General features: G+C 67.6%; 17 protein-coding genes. 11 read left to right on the top strand and 6 right to left on the bottom strand.

Translation table 11 applies throughout. The annotated features are described in order from the left end of the window. Both LL06_RS17860 and paaZ read left to right on the top strand, forming a co-directional pair. Positions 1-1,281, top strand: a 1,281-nt coding sequence (locus LL06_RS17860; RefSeq protein ID WP_035529930.1) for a 3-hydroxyacyl-CoA dehydrogenase, incomplete at its 5' end; no start/stop codon positions are given. 64 nt (positions 1,282-1,345) lie between these two features. Continuing rightward, entirely contained in the window at positions 1,346-3,382 is a 2,037-nt protein-coding gene (gene paaZ, locus LL06_RS17855) for a phenylacetic acid degradation bifunctional protein PaaZ (RefSeq protein WP_035529928.1), read from the top strand. Between the two features lie 18 nt (positions 3,383-3,400). On the opposite strand, the gene LL06_RS17850 is transcribed toward paaZ, so the two are convergent. Next, the gene (locus LL06_RS17850; RefSeq protein ID WP_244447176.1) at positions 3,401-4,822 is read right to left on the bottom strand and encodes a ferredoxin reductase family protein; all 1,422 of its coding nucleotides are present in this window, start codon (positions 4,820-4,822) and stop codon (positions 3,401-3,403) included. Between the two features lie 452 nt (positions 4,823-5,274). On the opposite strand from LL06_RS17850, the gene LL06_RS17845 reads away from it, so the two are divergent. Together LL06_RS17845 and LL06_RS17840 are read left to right on the top strand one after the other, a co-directional pair. Next, positions 5,275-6,108: a polyheme membrane-associated cytochrome C gene (locus tag LL06_RS17845; RefSeq protein ID WP_244447175.1), complete on the top strand. Its 834-nt coding sequence runs from the start codon at positions 5,275-5,277 to the stop codon at positions 6,106-6,108. A gap of 164 nt (positions 6,109-6,272) precedes the next feature. Then, positions 6,273-7,154 carry a DMT family transporter gene (locus LL06_RS17840; protein ID WP_035529923.1) on the top strand — a complete coding sequence of 294 codons (882 nt, stop codon included), beginning with the start codon at positions 6,273-6,275 and terminating at the stop codon, positions 7,152-7,154. A gap of 63 nt (positions 7,155-7,217) precedes the next feature. Here the strand turns inward: LL06_RS17840 and LL06_RS17835 are convergent, their stop codons facing one another. From LL06_RS17835 to LL06_RS26490, 5 genes are all read right to left on the bottom strand, one after another. After that, positions 7,218-7,637 (bottom strand): PIN domain-containing protein, encoded by a 420-nt coding sequence (locus tag LL06_RS17835; RefSeq protein ID WP_244447174.1) that lies wholly within the window; start codon positions 7,635-7,637, stop codon positions 7,218-7,220. Between the two features lie 23 nt (positions 7,638-7,660). Continuing rightward, positions 7,661-7,927: a type II toxin-antitoxin system Phd/YefM family antitoxin gene (locus LL06_RS17830; RefSeq protein WP_035529919.1), complete on the bottom strand. Its 267-nt coding sequence runs from the start codon at positions 7,925-7,927 to the stop codon at positions 7,661-7,663. A 157-nt stretch (positions 7,928-8,084) separates the two neighbouring features. Beyond that, positions 8,085-9,110 carry a methionine synthase gene (locus LL06_RS17825; RefSeq protein WP_035529917.1) on the bottom strand — a complete coding sequence of 342 codons (1,026 nt, stop codon included), beginning with the start codon at positions 9,108-9,110 and terminating at the stop codon, positions 8,085-8,087. A 153-nt stretch (positions 9,111-9,263) separates the two neighbouring features. Further along, positions 9,264-10,520 carry a D-amino acid dehydrogenase gene (locus LL06_RS17820; protein WP_035529915.1) on the bottom strand — a complete coding sequence of 419 codons (1,257 nt, stop codon included), beginning with the start codon at positions 10,518-10,520 and terminating at the stop codon, positions 9,264-9,266. Between the two features lie 289 nt (positions 10,521-10,809). After that, positions 10,810-11,550 (bottom strand): DUF1194 domain-containing protein, encoded by a 741-nt coding sequence (locus LL06_RS26490; RefSeq protein ID WP_081964048.1) that lies wholly within the window; start codon positions 11,548-11,550, stop codon positions 10,810-10,812. 428 nt (positions 11,551-11,978) lie between these two features. Between LL06_RS26490 and LL06_RS17810 the strand changes: the two genes are divergently transcribed. From LL06_RS17810 to LL06_RS17780, 7 genes are all read left to right on the top strand, one after another. Next, positions 11,979-13,361 carry an endonuclease gene (locus LL06_RS17810; RefSeq protein ID WP_035529913.1) on the top strand — a complete coding sequence of 461 codons (1,383 nt, stop codon included), beginning with the start codon at positions 11,979-11,981 and terminating at the stop codon, positions 13,359-13,361. Positions 13,362-13,539: 178 nt separating this feature from the next. Further along, positions 13,540-14,433 carry a PaaX family transcriptional regulator C-terminal domain-containing protein gene (locus LL06_RS17805; protein ID WP_161784991.1) on the top strand — a complete coding sequence of 298 codons (894 nt, stop codon included), beginning with the start codon at positions 13,540-13,542 and terminating at the stop codon, positions 14,431-14,433. Between the two features lie 94 nt (positions 14,434-14,527). Then, a complete protein-coding gene (paaA, locus tag LL06_RS17800) occupies positions 14,528-15,523 on the top strand; it encodes a 1,2-phenylacetyl-CoA epoxidase subunit PaaA (protein ID WP_035529911.1) in 996 nt (331 codons plus the stop codon). Beyond that, a complete protein-coding gene (gene paaB / locus LL06_RS17795; RefSeq protein WP_035529910.1) occupies positions 15,520-15,813 on the top strand; it encodes a 1,2-phenylacetyl-CoA epoxidase subunit PaaB in 294 nt (97 codons plus the stop codon). Before paaA ends, paaB begins: the two co-directional genes overlap by 4 nt. Further along, positions 15,813-16,601, top strand: coding sequence for a 1,2-phenylacetyl-CoA epoxidase subunit PaaC (paaC, locus tag LL06_RS17790; RefSeq protein ID WP_081964046.1), 789 nt, complete (start codon positions 15,813-15,815; stop codon positions 16,599-16,601). The genes paaB and paaC overlap by 1 nt, the downstream gene beginning before the upstream one ends. Positions 16,602-16,648: 47 nt before the next feature. Continuing rightward, positions 16,649-17,137 (top strand): 1,2-phenylacetyl-CoA epoxidase subunit PaaD, encoded by a 489-nt coding sequence (gene paaD, locus LL06_RS17785; RefSeq protein WP_035529932.1) that lies wholly within the window; start codon positions 16,649-16,651, stop codon positions 17,135-17,137. Between the two features lie 11 nt (positions 17,138-17,148). Then, a complete protein-coding gene (locus LL06_RS17780; protein WP_035529907.1) occupies positions 17,149-18,237 on the top strand; it encodes a 2Fe-2S iron-sulfur cluster-binding protein in 1,089 nt (362 codons plus the stop codon). Positions 18,238-18,489 lie beyond the last annotated feature (252 nt).

The raw sequence follows: 18,489 nt of genomic DNA, 5'->3' as shown, positions 1-18,489 counted from the left end.
GAGCTGCGCACCAGCGCCCAGTCCCGGGCGCTCCGGCGGCTGTTCTTCGCCAGCCGCTCGGTCACCCGCCCCGACCGGCTCAAGGCCATCGAGCCCGCCGCAATCAACCATGTCGCCATCGTCGGCGGCGGCCTGATGGGCGCCGGCATCGCCGCCGCCAGCCTCGCCAGCGGCCACCGCGTCACCCTGCTCGAGCGCGACACAGAGAGCGCCGAAGCCGGACGCGGCCGCGTCGAGGCGATCATCGCCAAGGACCTGGCCTCGGGCCGGATCGGCGAGGACACGGCCGAGGCCCGGCGCGCCAGGCTTTCGGCCGGCGCCAATTACGCCGCGGCGTTTGACGCCGACATCGCCATCGAGGCGGTGTTCGAGGATCCCGAGGTCAAGCGCGCCGTGTTCAGCGAGCTTTCGGCGGTGATGTCGCAGGACGCGCTGATCGCCACCAACACCTCCTATCTCGATCCCAACAAGATCAGCGAAGGCATGCCCGGCTCGGGCCGTTTCCTGGGCCTGCATTTCTTCTCGCCCGCCAACATCATGAAGCTGGTCGAGGTGGTGGGCACCCAGGCCACCAGCGACCGGACCATGGCCACCGCCTTCGCCTTCGCCCGCGACCTGGGCAAGATCCCGGTGGAGACCGGCGTCTGCGACGGCTTCATCGGCAACCGCATCCTCTCGGCCTATCGCCGCCAGGCCGACTACATGGTCGCCGACGGCGCCTCGCCCTACGCGGTCGACGCCGCCATGCGCGGCCTCGGCATGCCGATGGGTCCCTATGAACTCCAGGACCTCACCGGCCTGCAGATAAGCTGGGCCAACCGCAAGCGCCAGGTTGCGGCGGGCGCCTGGCCGGGCCGCTATGTCGACATTGCCGACAAGCTCTGCGAAATGGGCCACCAGGGCCGCGGCAGCCCGGCCAGGAAGGGCTGGTACGACCACACGAGCGGCAAGCCCGCGCGCGATCCGGACGTCGAGGCCATGGTCGCCATCTGGCGCGAGCAGCACGGCGCCACGCCCCACGCCTTCTCGGCCGACGACATCGTCCTCCGCATCATGGCGGCGATCGTCAACGAGGCCAATCTCATTCTTGAGGAAGGCATCGCCGCCAGCGACACCGCCATCGATATCGTCTGGACCGAGGGCTACGGCTTCCCCAAGCATCTGGGTGGCCCGATGTTCTGGGCGGAGGAAACCGGCATGGAGCGCCTCCGCGAGGCTTTCGAGGCGATCGACGCGCAGAGCCCCGGATCCTGGAAAGCTGCCGGCGTCTTCAAGGGCTGATCCGCCCGCGCCGCAGTCCGTTCGCATGCATGACGGCGGCGCGCCCGCCACGAGGGAGAGACTTATGGGTTTGATCAATGTGCACAGCTTTCTCGCCGGCCAGTGGCGCCCGGCCGATGACGGCGCCCGCGGAATCGCCAGCGCCGTGACCGGCGAGCCGCTCGCCGTCGCCGGCCAGGCAGCGCTCGACACTGAGGCTATGCTTGATTACGCCCGGAGCAAAGGCGGGCCGGCGCTGCGCGCCATGAGTTTCCACGACCGCGCCCGCATGCTCAAAGCGCTGGCGCTGGAACTCGCGAAGTTCAAGGACGAGCTCTACGCGCTGTCGCACACCACCGGCGCCACGAAGCCCGACGCCATGATCGATGTCGACGGCGGCATCTCCACCATGCTGGTCTATGCCTCCAAGGGCCGCCGCGAGATGCCCGACGGACACATCTATGTCGAGGGCGAGCTGGAGATGCTCTCGCGCTCGGGCACATTCGTCGGCCAGCATGTCGCCACCTCATTGAAGGGCGTCGCCGTCCACATCAACGCCTTCAACTTCCCTGTCTGGGGCATGCTCGAGAAGCTCGCCCCCACCCTGCTCGCCGGCATGCCGGCCATCGTCAAGCCGGCGACCGCGACCTGCCACGTCACCGAACAGTGCGTCCGCCGCATGATCGAATCGGGCCTCCTGCCCGAGGGCGCGGTGCAGCTCGTCTCGGGCGGGCTTGGCGACCTGCTCGACCGGCTCGACTACCAGGACGTGGTCGGCTTCACCGGCTCGGCCAAGACCGCGCTGATGCTGCGCTCGAGCCCGAGGCTGCTCGAACGCAGCGTGCGGTTCGTGGCCGAGCAGGACAGTTTGAACGCCTCCGTGCTCGGCCCCGACGTGACCGAGGGCAGCCCGGAATTCGACATCCTGGTCAAGGAAGTGGTGCGCGAGATGACGGCCAAGGCCGGCCAGAAATGCACCGCCATCCGCCGCATCCTGGTGCCTCAGGCGCTGCTCGGCCCGGTCGGCGACGCCGTCACCGAAAAGCTCGGCAAGATCCGCATCGGCGATCCGGCGCTCGAGACCACCCGCATGGGCGCGCTCGCCTCCGCCGCGCAGAAAGCCGACGTCCGCGACAAGGCGGCCCGCATCGCCGCCGAATGCCGGGTCCTGACCGGCGATCCGGAGGCCTTCGAGGTCGACGGCGCCGACCGCAACCGCGGCGCCTTCGTGCCGCCGATGCTGTTTGCCTGTGACAACCCGGACGCGGCCGAGGCCGTGCATGCGGTCGAGGCCTTCGGCCCGGTGGCGACGCTGATGCCCTACCGCGATCTCGCCCATGCCGGAGAGCTGATGAACCGCGGGAAGGGCAGCCTGGTCGCCTCCGTCATCACCCATGACCCCGCCGTCGCCCGCGCATTGCTCCTCGACGCCGGCGCTTCGCATGGCCGCATCTATGTCAACAACCGCGACAGCGCCAAGGAGGCCACCGGCCATGGCTCGCCGCTGCCGCACATGCTGCATGGCGGCCCGGGCCGCGCCGGCGGCGGCGAGGAACTGGGCGGCATCCGCGGCGTCATGCATTACATGCAGCTCACCGCCGTCCAGGGCAGCCCGGACATCATTTCCGCCATCACCGGCACCTGGATCAAGGGCGCGGCGCAGCCCAAATCCTCCGTCCACCCCTTCACCCGCACCTTTGATGAACTCTCGATCGGCGAGACCATCGAGGCCGGCCCGCGCACGGTCACGCTGGAGGACATCGAGACCTTCGCCCATTTCACCGGCGACACCTTCTATGCCCACATGGACGAGGAAGCGGCCAAGGCCAACCCGTTCTTCCCCGGCCGGGTGGCGCATGGCTACCTGCTTCTTTCCTTCGCCGCCGGCCTGTTCGTCGAGCCCAGCCCCGGCCCGGTGCTCGCCAACACCGGCCTCGACGGGCTCCGGTTCATGAAGCCGGTCTCGCCCGGCGACGCGATCTCCGTGAGGCTCACCGTCAAGCGCAAGACCCGCCGCACCGACGACTACGGCGAAGTCCGCTGGCATGTCGCGGTCCTCAACCAGGACGGCGAAGACGTGGCCGAATACGAGCTGCACACGATGAACGCCTACGAGCGGTAGCAGGGAGTTACGGCCAGTTCAGGCCAGCGCGACCACAAATCCCGCTATGCCCGCGGCGACCGCGGCTCCCACCGCGAGGAACTGCGCCAGGCGTCGGCGGTCCTGCCGCGAGGCGGAGCCGGCGGCGTAGTCGAACCGCTCATAGACGATGCGCTCCATGGGGAGGCCGTGATCGAGCAGCATGTCCGACACCGCCACCACCATCGGCCCCGGCCCGCACATCATCGCCACGGTCTCCTTCGGGTCGAGTCCCTGCAGCAGCCGCTCAAGCCGCGGCGGATCGAACCGGCCGGTTTCTCCCGAAAACCCCTCCGCCCCGGCCTCGCTGAACAACATGGTCTCAAGATCGAGCACGGCCCTCGCCGCCTCGATTTCCGCGACACAGGCGAGGTTCGATGGCTGTCCGACGGCATAGGCGAGCCGCACCGGCCGCGGATCCTTGCGGGCGACGAGTTCGCGCAGCAGCCCCATGATCGGTCCGATGCCCGCGCCGCCGGCCACCAGCAGCACCGCCTTGCCCGGGTGGGTGTCGAGCGAGAATTCGCCATAGGGTCCGTCGATGCCGATCGGCGTGCCCGGCGCGAGCGTTCCAACCGTTGCGGTGAAATCGCCCGCCTCCTTGATGATCAGGCTGATGCCCGGCCGCGCCGGACTGTCGGCGATGGAGAACGGATGGTCAAACAGCGGAAACCGCCGGCTGCCTACCGTCATCCAGACGAACTGGCCCGCCTCGTAGGCGAGGTCGGCCGTCTTTGGCCCCGGCTGGATGTCGAGCTCCCAGGTCCGGTCGGCGAGCCTGGTGACCGAATGCAGCCGCCAGGGTTTGAGATGCAGCCCGAGCCAGCGCCAGCCATAGAGGATGCCGATGACGCCGGCGAGCGCGGCCGCCACGCCCCACCACAAGCTGTTGACCGGGTCCAGCGCGCTGAACCGGCCGACGGTCAGCCCATGATGCAGCCCCGCGCCGGCCACCGTGACGGCGAGCACCAGATGGCTCGCCCGCCAGGCTTCATAGGGAAACGGCAGCCGTTCGCGAACGGCCGAGCCGATCACCAGGATCGCGAGTGCGGCGAGCGCGATCACGCCGGACCGGTACTTCGGCAGCACATGGTAGGCGATGAGCCGCCGCATCCCGAGTTCGGGATCGTCAAGCAGCGTGGGCAACACATAGAACACGGGATGAAGTACCAGCCCCAGCAGCACCCACCAGGCGGCGATCTTGTGGAAAGCCATGATCTTGTCGATCCCGAGCCGTCCCGTGACCGCTCCGAACCGGCCGGAGGTGACGAACTGCACCGCGATGGCCGCAAGCAGCGCAAGGCCCGCCCCGGCTCCGGCGAGTTCCCAGGAATCGAGCGGCGCGACCTGCCTCAGGGCGGCGAGCGCCAGCGGCAGGAAGAGCGCAATGAGGTAGAGCGCTGCGAGTGCGCGACCGCTCAACAGCGGCAATCTGAGGATGGGCGGCTCTTTGCTCCGGGCCAAGTCGATCCTTTCGCGTCTTACAAGGGACCTTCTCCTGTTTAGAACCCTGCCAGGATGGCGCCTTGACCTGCATCATTGACCGCCGCGTCCGCCCCATGCAAGGCTTGCCCACCGAATGACCAAACGGAGGCCTGACCCTGACCCAGTTCCGCCCGTTCCGTTTTCTCGCTGCTTCCGTCCTGTCGCTCGGCTGTGCGGCCCTTGCGCCCGCGGCCGCCTCGGCCAAAGACACAAGCCTCGATGCCCTGGAAGCCATCGTCGAGGCCTGGCGTGCCTCCCCCCACGCCGATCACGGCTCGCTGTCCTTCACCTACTGGAACAAGGACGGGGCGGTTCCCGAAGACTGCGCCGCCTGCCATTCCGAGCCCGGCTTCATCGATTTCCTCGGCGCCGACGGCAGCGCGCCCGGAGTGGTCGACCACCCGGCCGCGATCAATGCGGTGATCGGCTGCGCCTCCTGCCACACGCCCGCCGCCCATGCGCTCGACAGCGCCGCTCTGCCCTCGGGCGTCACGCTTGAGGGCCTGGGCGCCAATGCAGGCTGCACCATCTGCCACGCCGGGCGGGCGGCGGGCGACACCGTCGCCACGGCAATCCAGGGTCTCGGCGAGGACAGCGTCTCGGCCGATCTCGGCTTCATCAATGTCCATTACGGCATCGCCGCCGCGGTGATGCAGGGCCGCGAAGGCCGCGCCGGGTTCCATTACCCCGGACGGCGCTATGCCGGGCCCTTCCGCCATGTTCGCGACGCCGATACCTGCATCGCCTGCCACGATGTCCACACCACGCAGGTCAAGGCCGATGACTGCCTGTCCTGCCATCGCGGCGTCGAGGACCTTGCGGCCATCCGCACGCGCCACGACGATTTCGACGGCGACGGCGACAATTCCAAAGGCATCCGCGCCGAGATCCTGGGCCTGCAGTCAAGGCTCTATGCCGCCATCCAGGCCTATGCGAGGGACATCGCCGGCGCGCCGATCGGCTATGCCGACGGGACATTTCCCTATTATTTCGCCGACGCCAACGGCGACGGGATGATCGGCGGGGACGAGGCAGTCTTCCCCAACCGCTACCGGAGCTGGACCCCGCGCCTGCTAAAAGCAGCCTACAACTATCAGGTTGCGGCCAAGGATCCGGCCGCCTACGTGCACAATTCCGCCTATGTGCTCCAGTTGCTGCACGATTCGCTGGAAAACCTCTCGGAACAGGTGAGCGTCGACATGCAGGCGCTCGAACGGCCCTGAGCCGCAGGAAGCGCATGTAGGGGTAATCCACTTTTGCGAGTTTATGCCCGCAAAGGTGAATTGGCCCCGAGCTTCCCCGACCCTCCCGGCTCCGATCGGGCAGAAACGGCTCGATTTTCGGATCGATACTGCTAGGCTCCCGGCTCAGGCAGGGAGAGTGAATTTTGCTGCAGACACCGACAGACCAGAGATCCCGCACATCGGCGGGCATCCTCCTTATGTGCCTTGGCGTGGCCAGCCTCTGCGTCAACGACGCGCTGGCCAAGACCCTGACCGCGCATTACTCGCCGTTCCAGATCCAGTTCCTGCGCAACCTGATCGCGCTCCCCTTCGCCGTCCTGATCGCCTACCGGATGGGCGGGGCGGCGGCGCTGCGCTCGCACCGGCCGCTGGCGCATCTGCTGCGCGGCGGGCTCTGGGTCGGCGCCACCTTCCTGTTCTTCACCTCGATCACCTATATGGGGCTCGCCGAAGCCACGGCGCTGATCTTCGTGGCGCCCTTGTTCATCACCGCACTTTCGGCGCTGATGTTCCGCGAGCATGTCGGCTGGCGCCGCTGGCTCGCCGTCCTGGTCGGTTTCATCGGCGTACTGATCGCCGTCCGGCCGGGCACCTCCGCCTTCCAGCCTGTCTCATTGCTGCCGGTCGCGACCGCCTTCGTCTATGCGCTCCTGATGCTCTCGGCCCGCTTCGTCGACAGCCGCGAAAGCGTCTGGACGCTGCTTCTCTACATGACCGCCACCGGCGCGCTGATCAGCCTGTTCATCGTGCCCTTCATCTGGGTGCCGCTGAGGGGCGAGGACCTCTGGCTGTTCATCGCCATCGCCCTCTTCGGCACCGCCGGCATGACCATGATGACCCAGGCCTTCCGCCTGGCGCCCGCCGTGGTGGTGGCGCCGCTCGACTATTCCGCCATCATCTGGGCGACGCTGCTGGGCTGGATCTTCTGGGCGGAGATCCCGGATGCGCTGGTGTTCGTGGGCGCCGCGGTGATCATCGCCAGCGGGGTGTATGTGATATGGAGGGAGCACCGGGCGGAGCGGTGATGGGGGCAACTTACCGCCAGCGCGGCAATGGCAACTGAGGAAGGCGCCGGGCCTGTTTCTGTTCTACCGGCCCACTCCCTCCACCCCCGTCACCGCAATCCCGAACGGCTCAAAATGCCTGACATTCCCGGTCACCAGCACCAGCCCGTGATGGTGCGCCGTGCCCGCGATCATGGCGTCCGACGCGCCGGAATTGAAGCCGGCGGACATAGCCCTTGCTTCCAGTTCGCCAGAGACCCGCGCCACCGCCGCATCCACGGCCAGGATCACGTCGGCATGACGCGTCACCAGTTGCTCAAGCCAGCTTTCAAGCGATCGCGCCTTTCGCGTCGCCCCCTTGGCATCCAGACGCCGCACGCCCTTTTCAAGTTCATGGATGGACACGGCAGACAGATACACCTGCCCGGATCGTTCCAGCTCTTCGACCCGGACCGCAAAACGTTCCGGCACAGCGATTCTCCCCGGCGCCAGCAGCGAAATCACGTCGGTGTCAAACAGATACCCATTCACAGATCAAACTCGCGCGAGGGTGTCCGGTTGCGGGCGAATGCCTCGTCATCGAGATCGATATCAGCCGGAAACCGCTTGAGATGCGCAACCAGGCTCGGCCTGTCCTTGCCAAGTTCCCGTTTGGCCGCCTCCGCCGCCTCGATGCTGACCAGCACCGCCGCCGGCTTGCCGTGACGCGTGATCGTCACGAACGCCCCCGAAGCAGCCTCATCGACCAGGCCCGAAAGCCCCGCCTTTGCCTCCTTCACGCCCACGCTCGACATCGGCATTCCTCCGATTGTAACCACATAGGACCACAATATACGGCATGCGTGCCCCTGCCGCAATCACGCACCCAAACGGTTGCGCTGTCGGCCGCTCGAACCGGGTTAACGGCTGTCTGCCGAGCCCCTGAGAGCCCGGCGGCAGGCGGCCTCTCCGCTACCGGCCCGAAAGCTCCTTGCTGATGATCGCGGCGCCGGCCCCCAGTGCGTGCAGCTTGCCTTCGGCCACCTTTCGCGACAGCGGCGCCATGCCGCAATTGGTGCAGGCAATCAGGCGTTCTGGATCGACGAATTCCAGCGCCGCGCGCAGGGTGGCCGCCACCTTTTCGGGGGTCTCGACCTCGGTGCTGGCCACATTGATGGCGCCGACCAGAACCTCCTTGTCCTTGAGCGCCGACATGACCGACAGCGGAACACGCGAATCGGCGCATTCCAGCGAAACCTGGTCGATCCGGCTGGCGTTCAGCGCCGGGAAGAATTCCTCGTACTGCCGCCATTCGCTGCCGAGCGTGCTCTTCCAGTCGATGTTCTGCTTGATGCCGTAGCCATAGCAGATGTGAACCGCGGTCTTGCATTTGAGACCCTGGATTGCACGATGCAGGCAGTCGACGCCCCATTCAGGCACAAGATGCATGAAGGCGTTGAACGCCGGCTCGTCGAACTGGATCACATCGACGCCCAGCGCCTCCAGCTCCAGCGCCTCCTCGTTCAAGAGTTCGGCAAACGCCATCGCCATCTTTGCCCGTTCGCCATAGTGCTGGTCGGCAATCGTGTCGCAGATGGTCATCGGACCGGGCAGCGTGAATTTCAGCTGTTTCGTGGCGTGCCGGCGCAGGAACTTCACGCTGTCGCCATGCACCGACTTCTTGCGCCTGACCGCAGATGTGACCGTGGGAACCGAGGCATCGTAGCGGTTGTCGCGGATACCCATGGTGGTCATCAGGTTCCAGTCGATGCCTTCGACCTCCTCCAGGAAACCATGGACGAAATGCTTGCGGAACTGTTCGCCGTCGCACTGGATGTCTATGCCCGCCTCATCCTGGATCTTGAGCCAGCACAGGGCCGCATCCTGCTGCCCCTCGATCAACTGGTCCCCTTCCAGTCGCCAGCCGGCCCAGAGCTTCTCGGGCTCAGCCAGCCAGCTCGGCTTCGGCAGACTTCCTGCAATTGTCGTCTTTATCATCTTTGCTTCCTCCCGCCTCTGCCGCGTTGATCAATGCCGAACCGACGAGCACGCAGCGATCCCCGGCTGTGTTTCTTTGATGTCAGTATGGGACACCGTGAGGCCGGTGAACCGGCGCCTTCATCGGCCGAGTTCCGTGCAAAGGGCCTGCCCTCACCCATACCGTTCCGCCGTCAGCCCCTCGAAATCGATCTCCGGCTGCTTGCCCAGCACCAGGTCGGCCACCGCGCGGCCGGAGCCGCAGGCCATGGTCCAGCCGAGCGTGCCGTGGCCGGTGTTGAGGTAGAGATTGTCGTAGCGCGACGGCCCCAGCACCGGCGTGCCGTCGGGCGTCATCGGCCGCAAGCCGGTCCAGCCTTCCGCCTTGGAAATGTCGCCGCCTTTTGGGAACAGGTCGGAGATCACGTGCTTGACCGTGTCGGTGGCGTGCGGGCCGAGCCGGTTGGAATAGCCGGCGATCTCGGCGGTGCCGGCGACGCGGATGCGGTCGCCGAGCCGGGTGATCGCGACCTTGTGGGTCTCGTCCATGATGGTCGATTGCGGCGCAAAGGCATCGTCGGTCACCGGCAGCGTCACCGAATAGCCCTTCACCGGATAGACCGGCAGGTTGACGCCGATCGGTTTCAATACCTTCGGGCCATAGCTGCCGAGCGCCGAGACATAGCTGTCGCCCACAATCCGCCCGGCAATCTCGGTGTCGACGCCGGCCACCCGGCCGTTCTCGACCGCGATCGACCGGATCGACTGGCCGTACTGGAACTCGACGCCCATCTCGGCGCATTTTTCCGCCAGCGCGATCGTGAACATGCGGCAGTCGCCGGTGCGGTCGGCGGTGAGCCTGAGCCCGCCGACGAACTTGTCGCGTACCGCGCGCAGGGCGGGTTCGACGGCAATGCAGCCCTCGCGGTCGAGCACCTCGTAGGGAGACCCGTACTCCGCCAGGATCTCCTGGTCGGCTTTCGAATCTTTCAACTGCTTGGCCGTCCGGAACAGTTGCAGCGTGCCCTGCTCCCGGCCGTCATATTCGATGCCGGTCTCGGCGATCAGATCGGGCAGCACGTCGCGCGAATAGTTCGAGATCCTGACCATCCTTCCCTTGTTGATGCGGTAGCTCTCGTCGTTGCAGTTCTGCAGCATCTGCACGCCCCATTTCCACATGGTCGGGCTGATCAGCGGCCAGATGAACAACGGCCGTCGCTTCATGAACAGCCATTTGAGCGCCTTCATCGGCACGCCGGGCGCGGCCCAGGGCGAGGTCATGCCGTAGCTCAACTCGCCGGCATTGGCATAGCTGGTCTCGAGCCCCGGCCCGTTCTGCCGGTCGAGCACCACCACCTCCGCACCGCCCTTGGCCAGATAATAGGCCGTGGTGACGCCGATCACGCCCGCTCCCATGACGACAACTCTCATAATAGGCGGTCCTTCCCCGCTTGAATCACGCAAACGAAACGGAGCCTAGCCGATCCGGGCGCAATCCACCAACCGGGATGGACGGTTGCGTGGAAAGGCCCCTCCCCAACCCCTCCCCACAAGGGGGAGGGGCTTCGCGCGCCTCTGGGTCTGTGCCCTCATGACAAGTGCCGCTCGGAAGTGAGATTTTGGACGTCGCGAAGGCGCGCGCGGCCGGGTTAGCCCCTCCCCCTTGTGGGGAGGGGTTGGGGAGGGGTCTTGGGCCGCAACATCGAGCTTGAGCAGCCCCCTACTCCAGCCGCGCCAGCTCCAGGATGAATTTCCGGCGGATCATGGCGCCGAAGGACTCGTAGCCTTTGGCCGCCTGCACAAAGGCGCCCGGCCCGCCCACCACATTGGCCTCGAAATAGCGCACCAGGCCGCCCGCCGGCCTTGTGTGGGTGCCGTCGGCAAACGGGCTCAGCGAATCCTCGATCGCCAGCGCGTTGATCACCACGCCTTGCGCGACCGCATGATCGCGGACCTCGTCGATGCGCGCGCCGACATTGCTGGTCCCGTCCGAGGAAATGTCGATCACCAGCCGCCGCGCCGTGGCGGCCGCCGTTGCGAACCGGCCGAGACAATAGCGCACGACCTCGCTGGTCGAGGTGTTCCTCACCCTCATGCCGATCCAGGGCGGCGCCGGCGCCCGCCGGATCGTCGCGGCGGTTTCGCGCGCGGAAAGCGCGCCGTCGACGATCTGCCAGTCCGTCCCGGCGAACTGCTGCTGCTGGTCGGCCCATTCGACATAGATCACCGCGATGCGGCCGAGCGGCCCGGCCTCGATCAGGCTGATCACCGCGGGATCCTCGATGGCCGAGGCATGGCCCTGTCGCTGGAGCTGGTATTCGCCGGCGGTGACGCTTTCCGACACGTCGGCCGCCAGGCACAGCATCATGTCCACCGGCTCGGCGCGCGCCTCCGCCGCCGTTCCCATCAGCAGCGCCACGCCGCCGATCACGCCGCAGCGCATCGCGGACGCCTCCCGCATCGACGGCGAGGGCCTAAAGGGCGGAAGGTGGTTGACCGGCGTGGCGGGAGGGCGCGGCGCACGGCGCTTGGCCCGGCGGCCCCGCGGGCCTGCGAACGGCTGATCGATGCGCTCCGCATGGCATCGCCTCCTTCTGCCGGAATCTTTGGGTCGACCGGCCACCCCGTCCCGCCGGCACAGGGCCGCGAAACGGAAGAACAAATGTGACGGCGCATGGCACTGCTGTCAATCGCCGGGCGCAGGTTTGGTGCGGATGTGAAGTGTATATCCGGAACGGGGCGCGTTGTGTTTTGGCACAAACGGATATATACGAAGTACAAACACAGCCTATAGTTTAGCTGTCCGAATCTCTATTTGGCGCCCTCTGGGGGCGCGCTCGCAAAAGGACTTCGCCGCCGGTTCCAGCCATCCATTGATGGAGCAATCCGATGCCCTTCTACGGCCTTCTGCGCAAGCCTCATCCCGCCGGTTCCGCCGAGGAGGCCAGGCGCAAGCGCACCATCGCCGGGCTGCGCCGGCTCCGGGAGGCACTGCTTCAGCATTTCCCCCGGGACACCGACCGGCTCAAGACGCTGCGCATCGGCACCTGGAACATCCGCGAATTCGGCAACACCAAATATGGCGGCCGCGACAGCTACGAGCCGCTCTATTACATGGCGGAAATCATCCACAATTTCGACATCGCCGCCATCCAGGAAGTGCGCGACGACATGCGCGAGTTCCTTGAACTGAGGAAGATCCTCGGTCCCGACTGGGACTACATCGCCACCGACGTGACCGACGGCGGCGCCGGCAACGGCGAGCGCATGGTGTTCCTGTTCAACCGCGACCGGGTGCGCTTCCGCAACATCGCCGGCGAACTCACCTTGCCCGACGGCAAGAAGGTGCTGGCGAGCTTCGGCGAACGCATCAAGCTGGAGAACGGCCTGGCGCTGGAACTGCCGGCCGGCGTCGATCTCTCGGGCGTCTACCCGGCGCGCTCGATGAAGGGCGGCAACGGCGCAGTCAGGCTCGACGAGGATGTCGAGATCCCGCTTCCCGACGGCGCCATTCTCAACCTTCCGGTCGGCAGCGCGCTGGCGGTGACCAAAGGCGCCCAGGTCGACCGCCCGCCCGGCACCACCGGCAAGGTCGACCTCAAGATCCCGCAGGGCGTGGTGGCCGGCAAGGATTTCCGGCTGCGCTTTCCGGGCGAGGCGCTCGACCATAGCTTCAAGCAGTTCGCGCGCACCCCCTTCATCGTCAGCTTCCAGTCGGGCTGGATCAAGATCGACCTTGCCACCGTGCATATCTATTTCGGCGACAACGAGGACCCGAAGCTGCTCGAGCAGCGCCGCCGCGAGATCGTGCGGCTCACCGAGGCGCTGGGCGACCGCGCCGCCCGGGAGATGAAGGCCAATCCGGACAGCCCGGTGCTCACCGCGGTGCTCGGCGATTTCAACATCCTCAGTTCCGAGCACGAGACCATGCAGGCGCTCGAGGCCAACGGCTTCGAGGTGCCGGAGCAGATCCGCGAGATTCCCGGGTCCAATGTCGAGAAGAGCAAGGCCTACGACCAGATCGCCTTCTGGGACCCCAAGCGCAAGCGCGGCTATGTCCAGGTCGATGTGCGCGGCGCCGGCGTGTTCGACTTCTACGAGCATGTCTACCGGCTCGACGAGCGCGCCACCTACCAGCCGGACCGGACCGAGGGAGCCTACAAGACCTGGCGCACCTACAAGATGAGCGACCACCTGCCGATGTGGATCGAACTGACCAGCGACTTCGCCGACGCCTATATCGACGCCTGCGACCTGACCGAACCGGACTGAACGGCGGAAGCGAACGCCCGCTGCGCCGGCCGGGCCCGGCGCAGGCTCCGCAAAGGGATCGGCCCCGCGGCTGCGCTCGGCTCCCGCCATGGCTCGCAGAGGGATCCGCGGCGCGGCGGACGGGCCGCCCCGGCCTTGCCCCTTCCCGCTCCGCGCCAAACCGGCTATTGGCTGTGCCATGCCGGACGCCGATCCCATCGCCCACGCCATCGCCACCCGCCTTGCCAGCCTGCAGGCGGGCGGGCGGTTGTCGGCATGGTCGCTGATCGTCAGCTTCATGGGCGACGCCATGGCGCCGCGCGGAGGCGTGGTGCCGGCGGGCAGCGTCCAGGCGCTGATGGCGCGGCTCGGCATTGGCCACGGCGCGGTGCGCACCGCGGTCTCGCGGCTCGCCGCCGACGGCTGGATCGAGCGCACGCGCGAGGGCCGCAACTCCTTCTACCGGCTGTCGGCCGATGTGGTGGAGACCGTGCTTTCCGCCGAACGCCGCATCTATGCCGCCACCTCGCTCCTGCCCGCGGCCGCGCCGCGGACGCTGCTGATCGCCTCCGCGCCCTTGCCCGAGGCTGCGCTCACCGCCCTGGACGCGGCGGGCGCACTGCAGATCGCGCCGCAGTCCTTCGTCTGCTTCGCCCCGTCGCGCGGGCTTGCCGCGGCGCTCGGGCTTGCGGGCGCGACGGTGGCCGAAGCCGCCTCGCTCGATCCCGGCCCGGCCATGCGCGAGGCGATGGCCCGCGCCCGCCAGGCGGCCGAGATGGCGCCGTTGCGCGCGGCCTATGAGCCGGTCGCCGCCGCCCTCGAGGCAGGGCCAGCGCCCTCCCCCGAAGACGCCATGGCCTTGAGGTGCCTGATGATCCATGAATGGCGGCGGCTGGCCCTCAGGGTTCTGCCGATCCCCGCCGACCTGGTCCAGCCCGACGATCCCGAGCCCGCGACACGGGCGCTGGTCGCCGCGATCTACGCCCGGCTGCTCGCCCCGTCCGAAGCCTGGCTCGACGCCAACGCCGCCACGCCCTCCGGCCCGCTGCCTGCGCCCGACCGGCGGCTCGCCCGCCGCTTCGGCGGAGCGTGAGCCCGGCCCGGCGCCAGGCCAACGTGTTACAGCCTGACCTTGACATCCTTTAAGTTTGTAACATATAACACCCTTCCCTGAGGAGGAGTGAGCCATGTACAGCCAAGGCCTGATCGGCGCGGATTCGAGCACGACGGAATCGGAAGAGTTTCTGGCCCTTTTCCAGGCACGCATCGACCGCGAGGAGAAGATCGAACCCAACGACCCGATGCCCGAAGGCTACCGCCGCACGCTGGTGCGCCAGATCGGCCAGCACGCGCATTCGGAAATCGTCGGCATGCTGCCCGAGGGCAACTGGATCACCCGCGCGCCCTCGCTCCGGCGCAAGATCGCGCTTCTGGCCAAGGTGCAGGACGAGGGCGGCCACGGCCTCTATCTCTATTCGGCGGCCGAGACGCTGGGCGTCTCCCGCGAGCAGATGACCGCGGAACTGCTCTCCGGCAAGGCCAAGTATTCCTCCATCTTCAACTACCCGACGCTGACCTGGGCCGATATCGGCGCCATCGGCTGGCTGGTCGACGGCGCGGCGATCATGAACCAGATCCCGCTCTGCCGCTGCTCCTACGGCCCCTATGCGCGGGCCATGATCCGGGTCTGCAAGGAAGAGAGCTTCCACCAGCGCCAGGGCTACGAGATCATGATGGCGCTCGCCCGCGGCTCGGACGAGCAGAAGGAAATGGCCCAGGACGCGCTCAATCGCTGGTGGTGGCCGTCGCTGATGATGTTCGGCCCGCATGACAGCGAAAGCGCCCATGGCGAACAGTCGATGGCGTGGAAGATCAAGCGCTTCTCCAACGACGAGCTCCGGCAGAAATTCATCACCGCCACCGTGCCGCAGGCCGAATTCATCGGCCTCACCGTGCCCGATCCGGAGCTGAAGTGGAACGAAGAGACCAAGCTCTACGACCACGGCGAGATCGACTGGGCCGAGTTCAAGGCGGTGGTCTCCGGCAACGGAATGATGAACCGCGACCGCATCCGCGACCGCACCAAGGCCCATGACGACGGCGCCTGGGTGCGCGAGGCGGCGCTCGCCCACGCGGCCAAGCGCGCCGCCCGACAGCCCATTCCCCAGGAGGCAGCAGAATGACCAGCACCGAACACGCAACGCCGCTCTGGGAAGTCTTCATCCGCCCGCGCAACGGGCTGCATCACCGCCACGTCGGCTCGCTGCACGCCGCCGATTCGGCGCTGGCGCTGCAGGCGGCGCGCGACGTCTACACCCGTCGCGGCGAGGGCAATTCGATCTGGGTGGTCCGGTCCAGCGAGATCGCCGCCTCCGATCCGTCCTTCGCCGAGCCGATGTTCGAGCCCGCGGACGACAAGATCTACCGCCACCCGACCTTCTACGACATTCCCGACGAAGTGGGGCACATGTGATGGCGACCGCCCAAGCCCGTGCCGCCCCCGCGGGGGATGATGCAGCCTTCCGCGCCCTGCTCGAGATCGCCGACGACTGCCTGATCCTCGGCCACCGCCTGTCGGAATGGTGCGGCCATGCGCCTTCGCTCGAGGAGGATCTCGCGCTCGCCAATATGGGGCTCGACCTCTTGGGCCAGGCGCGCGCGCTCTACGCCCATCTGGGCGAGATCGAGGGCAAGGGCCGGAGCGAGGACGATCTCGCCTTCCTGCGCCGCGAGCGCGACTATGTGAACTGCCTGCTGGTCGAGCGCAAAAACGGCGATTTCGCCGTCACCATGGCGCGCCAGCTCTATTTCGCCGCCTTCATGCAACCGTTCTGGCGCGCGGTCGCCGCCACCTCGACCGATGCGGCGCTCGCCGGCATCGCCGCCAAGGCGGAGAAGGAAATGGCCTATCACCTGCGCCATGCGGGCGAATGGGTGATCCGGCTGGGCGACGGCACCGAGGAGAGCGCCGCCCGCATGCAGGCGGCCGTCGACGAGCTGCACCGCTACACCGGCGAAATGTTCCTGGCCTCGCCCGCCCGGGCCCGGGCCATTGCGGACGGACTGCTGCCCGACGCCGGGAGCCTGCGGCCCGAATGGGAGCGGACGATCGCTACCGTCTTTGCAGAGGCCGACCTCACCGCGCCCGAAGTGCGCAGTGCGCAGAAGGGCGGGCGCGACGGCATCCATGGCGAGGACATGGGCCATCTGCTGGCGGAACTGCAGTTCATGCAGCGCGCCTATCCGGGCCAGGCCTGGTGAGCGTCATGAACCAGGCACGGCCCGTGACCGGAGGCCCCGTGACGAACGTGACCGATGCCGCGCTGGCCCGCGCACTCAAGGTCGCAGGCAGCGTGCCCGATCCCGAGGTGCCCTGCGTCACCATCGCCGATCTCGGCATCCTGCGCGGGGTCGAGCGCGACGCGGCCGGCGCCATCGTCGTCCGCCTCACGCCCACCTATTCCGGCTGCCCGGCGGTGATCGCCATCGAAATGGCGGTCGAGGCGGCGCTGCTTGACGCCGGCGTCGAGGCGCGCGTCGAGCGCGTCATCACCCCGGCCTGGACCACCGACTGGATCACGCGGGAGGGCCGCGAGAAGCTTCGCGCCTATGGCATCGCCCCGCCGGTGGGCGCATCGGGCGGCCGCCGCGCCTTCTTCTCCGAAGACACGATCGCCTGCCCGCGCTGCGGCTCGGCCCGGACCACCAAGGTCTCCGAGTTCGGCTCCACCGCCTGCAAGGCGCATTACCGCTGCGACGCGTGCTTCGAACCGTTCGACTATTTCAAGTGCATCTGAGGAGCCCCGCCATGGCCGCACCGCGCTTTCACGACCTCGAAATTGCAGCCGTCCGCAAGCAGACCCCGGACGCGGTGGCGATCACCTTCGCGATCCCCGAGGATCTCAGCGACGCCTTCGCCTTCACCCCCGGCCAGTATCTGACGCTGCGCGCCACGGTGGACGGCGAGGACATGCGCCGCTCCTATTCGATCTGCTCGCCGCTCGATGACACCGGCCGGCGCACCGTGGGCGTCAAGCGCATCGCCGACGGCCGCTTCTCGAGCTTCGCCCAGGGGCTGAAGAAAGGCGACCGCATACAGGTGATGCCGCCGCAGGGCCGCTTCACCGCACGCATCGGCGGCAGCCACGACTACCTGCTGCTCGCCGCGGGCTCGGGCATCACCCCCTGCCTGTCGATCGCCACCTCGGTGCTTGCGGGCGAGCCGCAGTCGACCGTCACCCTGCTCTACGCCAACCGCAATTCCCAGAGCGTCATGTTCCTGGACGAGCTCAACGATCTCAAGGACCGCTACACCAACCGCTTCACGCTGCTGCACATGCTCGACGAGGAAATCCAGGACGTCGAGATCATGAACGGCCGCCTCGACGCCGACAAGCTCGAAACGCTGGCCCGCCACGGCCTGATCGACCCGAAATCCGCCGACGCGATCTATATCTGCGGCCCCGAGCCGATGATCCGCGCGGCCTCCACTGCGCTCTCGGCACTGGGCGTGGCCGAGGACCGGCTCAAGTTCGAGCTCTTCACCCCCGCCCCCGGCCCGGCCCCGAAAGCTGCCGCCAACGGCGCAGCCAAGGTGCCCGGCGCGACGCCCGCCGGCGCCGCGGTGGAGATCATCCTCGACGGCGCCCGCCGGCTGATCACGGTCGACGCGAGCGCCGACACCGTGCTCACCGCCGCCACCCGCCAGGGCCTCGACATCCCCTATTCCTGCGCCGGCGGCATGTGCTGCACCTGCCGCTGCAGGATCGTCGAGGGCGCCGCCACCATGGACGAGAATTTCTCCCTCGAACCCTGGGAAATCGAGGCCGGCTTCACGCTCGCCTGCCAGTCGCGGCCGACGACCGAGCGCCTGGTGCTGGATTTCGACGCGCAGTAGGGGCTGGTGGAACCAGGCTTTCGCGCAACGGCCGGTCGCCGACGTCCGCGTCGCGTTGGTCCCTGCCGTAGTGATGTCCGGCCACGCCCTCTCCGCCGCTCGGCGTTCCGCCGTCGCCGCACGTCCCACCCTCACCGCCGTCATCCTCGGGTACGCCTTCTCCGCCGTCAACCTCGGGCTTGTCCCGAGGATCTCCCGCCGCCGCCCCGCCACCGCGGGTCCTACGGAAAAACAGAGGGGCCGGTGGATCCT

The sequence above is a fragment of the Hoeflea sp. BAL378 genome (assembly GCF_000759435.1).
Classification (GTDB): domain Bacteria; phylum Pseudomonadota; class Alphaproteobacteria; order Rhizobiales; family Rhizobiaceae; genus Hoeflea.
Note: the sequence above shows the minus strand (reverse complement) of the source record. Positions and strands in the feature narration are given on the sequence as shown.

Bases quoted from the DNA above. Each gene is read 5' to 3' on its own strand.
- paaZ (WP_035529928.1), top strand. From the start codon at position 1,346: ATGGGTTTGATCAATGTGCACAGCTTTCTCGCCGGCCAGTGGCGCCCG.
- LL06_RS17830 (WP_035529919.1), bottom strand. From the start codon at position 7,927: ATGTCGAGCGTGGGCGTGAAGGAGGCAAAGGCGGGGCTTTCGGGCCTG.
- LL06_RS17825 (WP_035529917.1), bottom strand. From the start codon at position 9,110: ATGATAAAGACGACAATTGCAGGAAGTCTGCCGAAGCCGAGCTGGCTG.
- LL06_RS17820 (WP_035529915.1), bottom strand. From the start codon at position 10,520: ATGAGAGTTGTCGTCATGGGAGCGGGCGTGATCGGCGTCACCACGGCC.
- LL06_RS26490 (WP_081964048.1), bottom strand. From the start codon at position 11,550: ATGCGGGAGGCGTCCGCGATGCGCTGCGGCGTGATCGGCGGCGTGGCG.
- LL06_RS17810 (WP_035529913.1), top strand. From the start codon at position 11,979: ATGCCCTTCTACGGCCTTCTGCGCAAGCCTCATCCCGCCGGTTCCGCC.
- LL06_RS17805 (WP_161784991.1), top strand. From the start codon at position 13,540: ATGCCGGACGCCGATCCCATCGCCCACGCCATCGCCACCCGCCTTGCC.
- paaA (WP_035529911.1), top strand. From the start codon at position 14,528: ATGTACAGCCAAGGCCTGATCGGCGCGGATTCGAGCACGACGGAATCG.
- paaB (WP_035529910.1), top strand. From the start codon at position 15,520: ATGACCAGCACCGAACACGCAACGCCGCTCTGGGAAGTCTTCATCCGC.
- paaC (WP_081964046.1), top strand. From the start codon at position 15,813: ATGGCGACCGCCCAAGCCCGTGCCGCCCCCGCGGGGGATGATGCAGCC.
- LL06_RS17780 (WP_035529907.1), top strand. From the start codon at position 17,149: ATGGCCGCACCGCGCTTTCACGACCTCGAAATTGCAGCCGTCCGCAAG.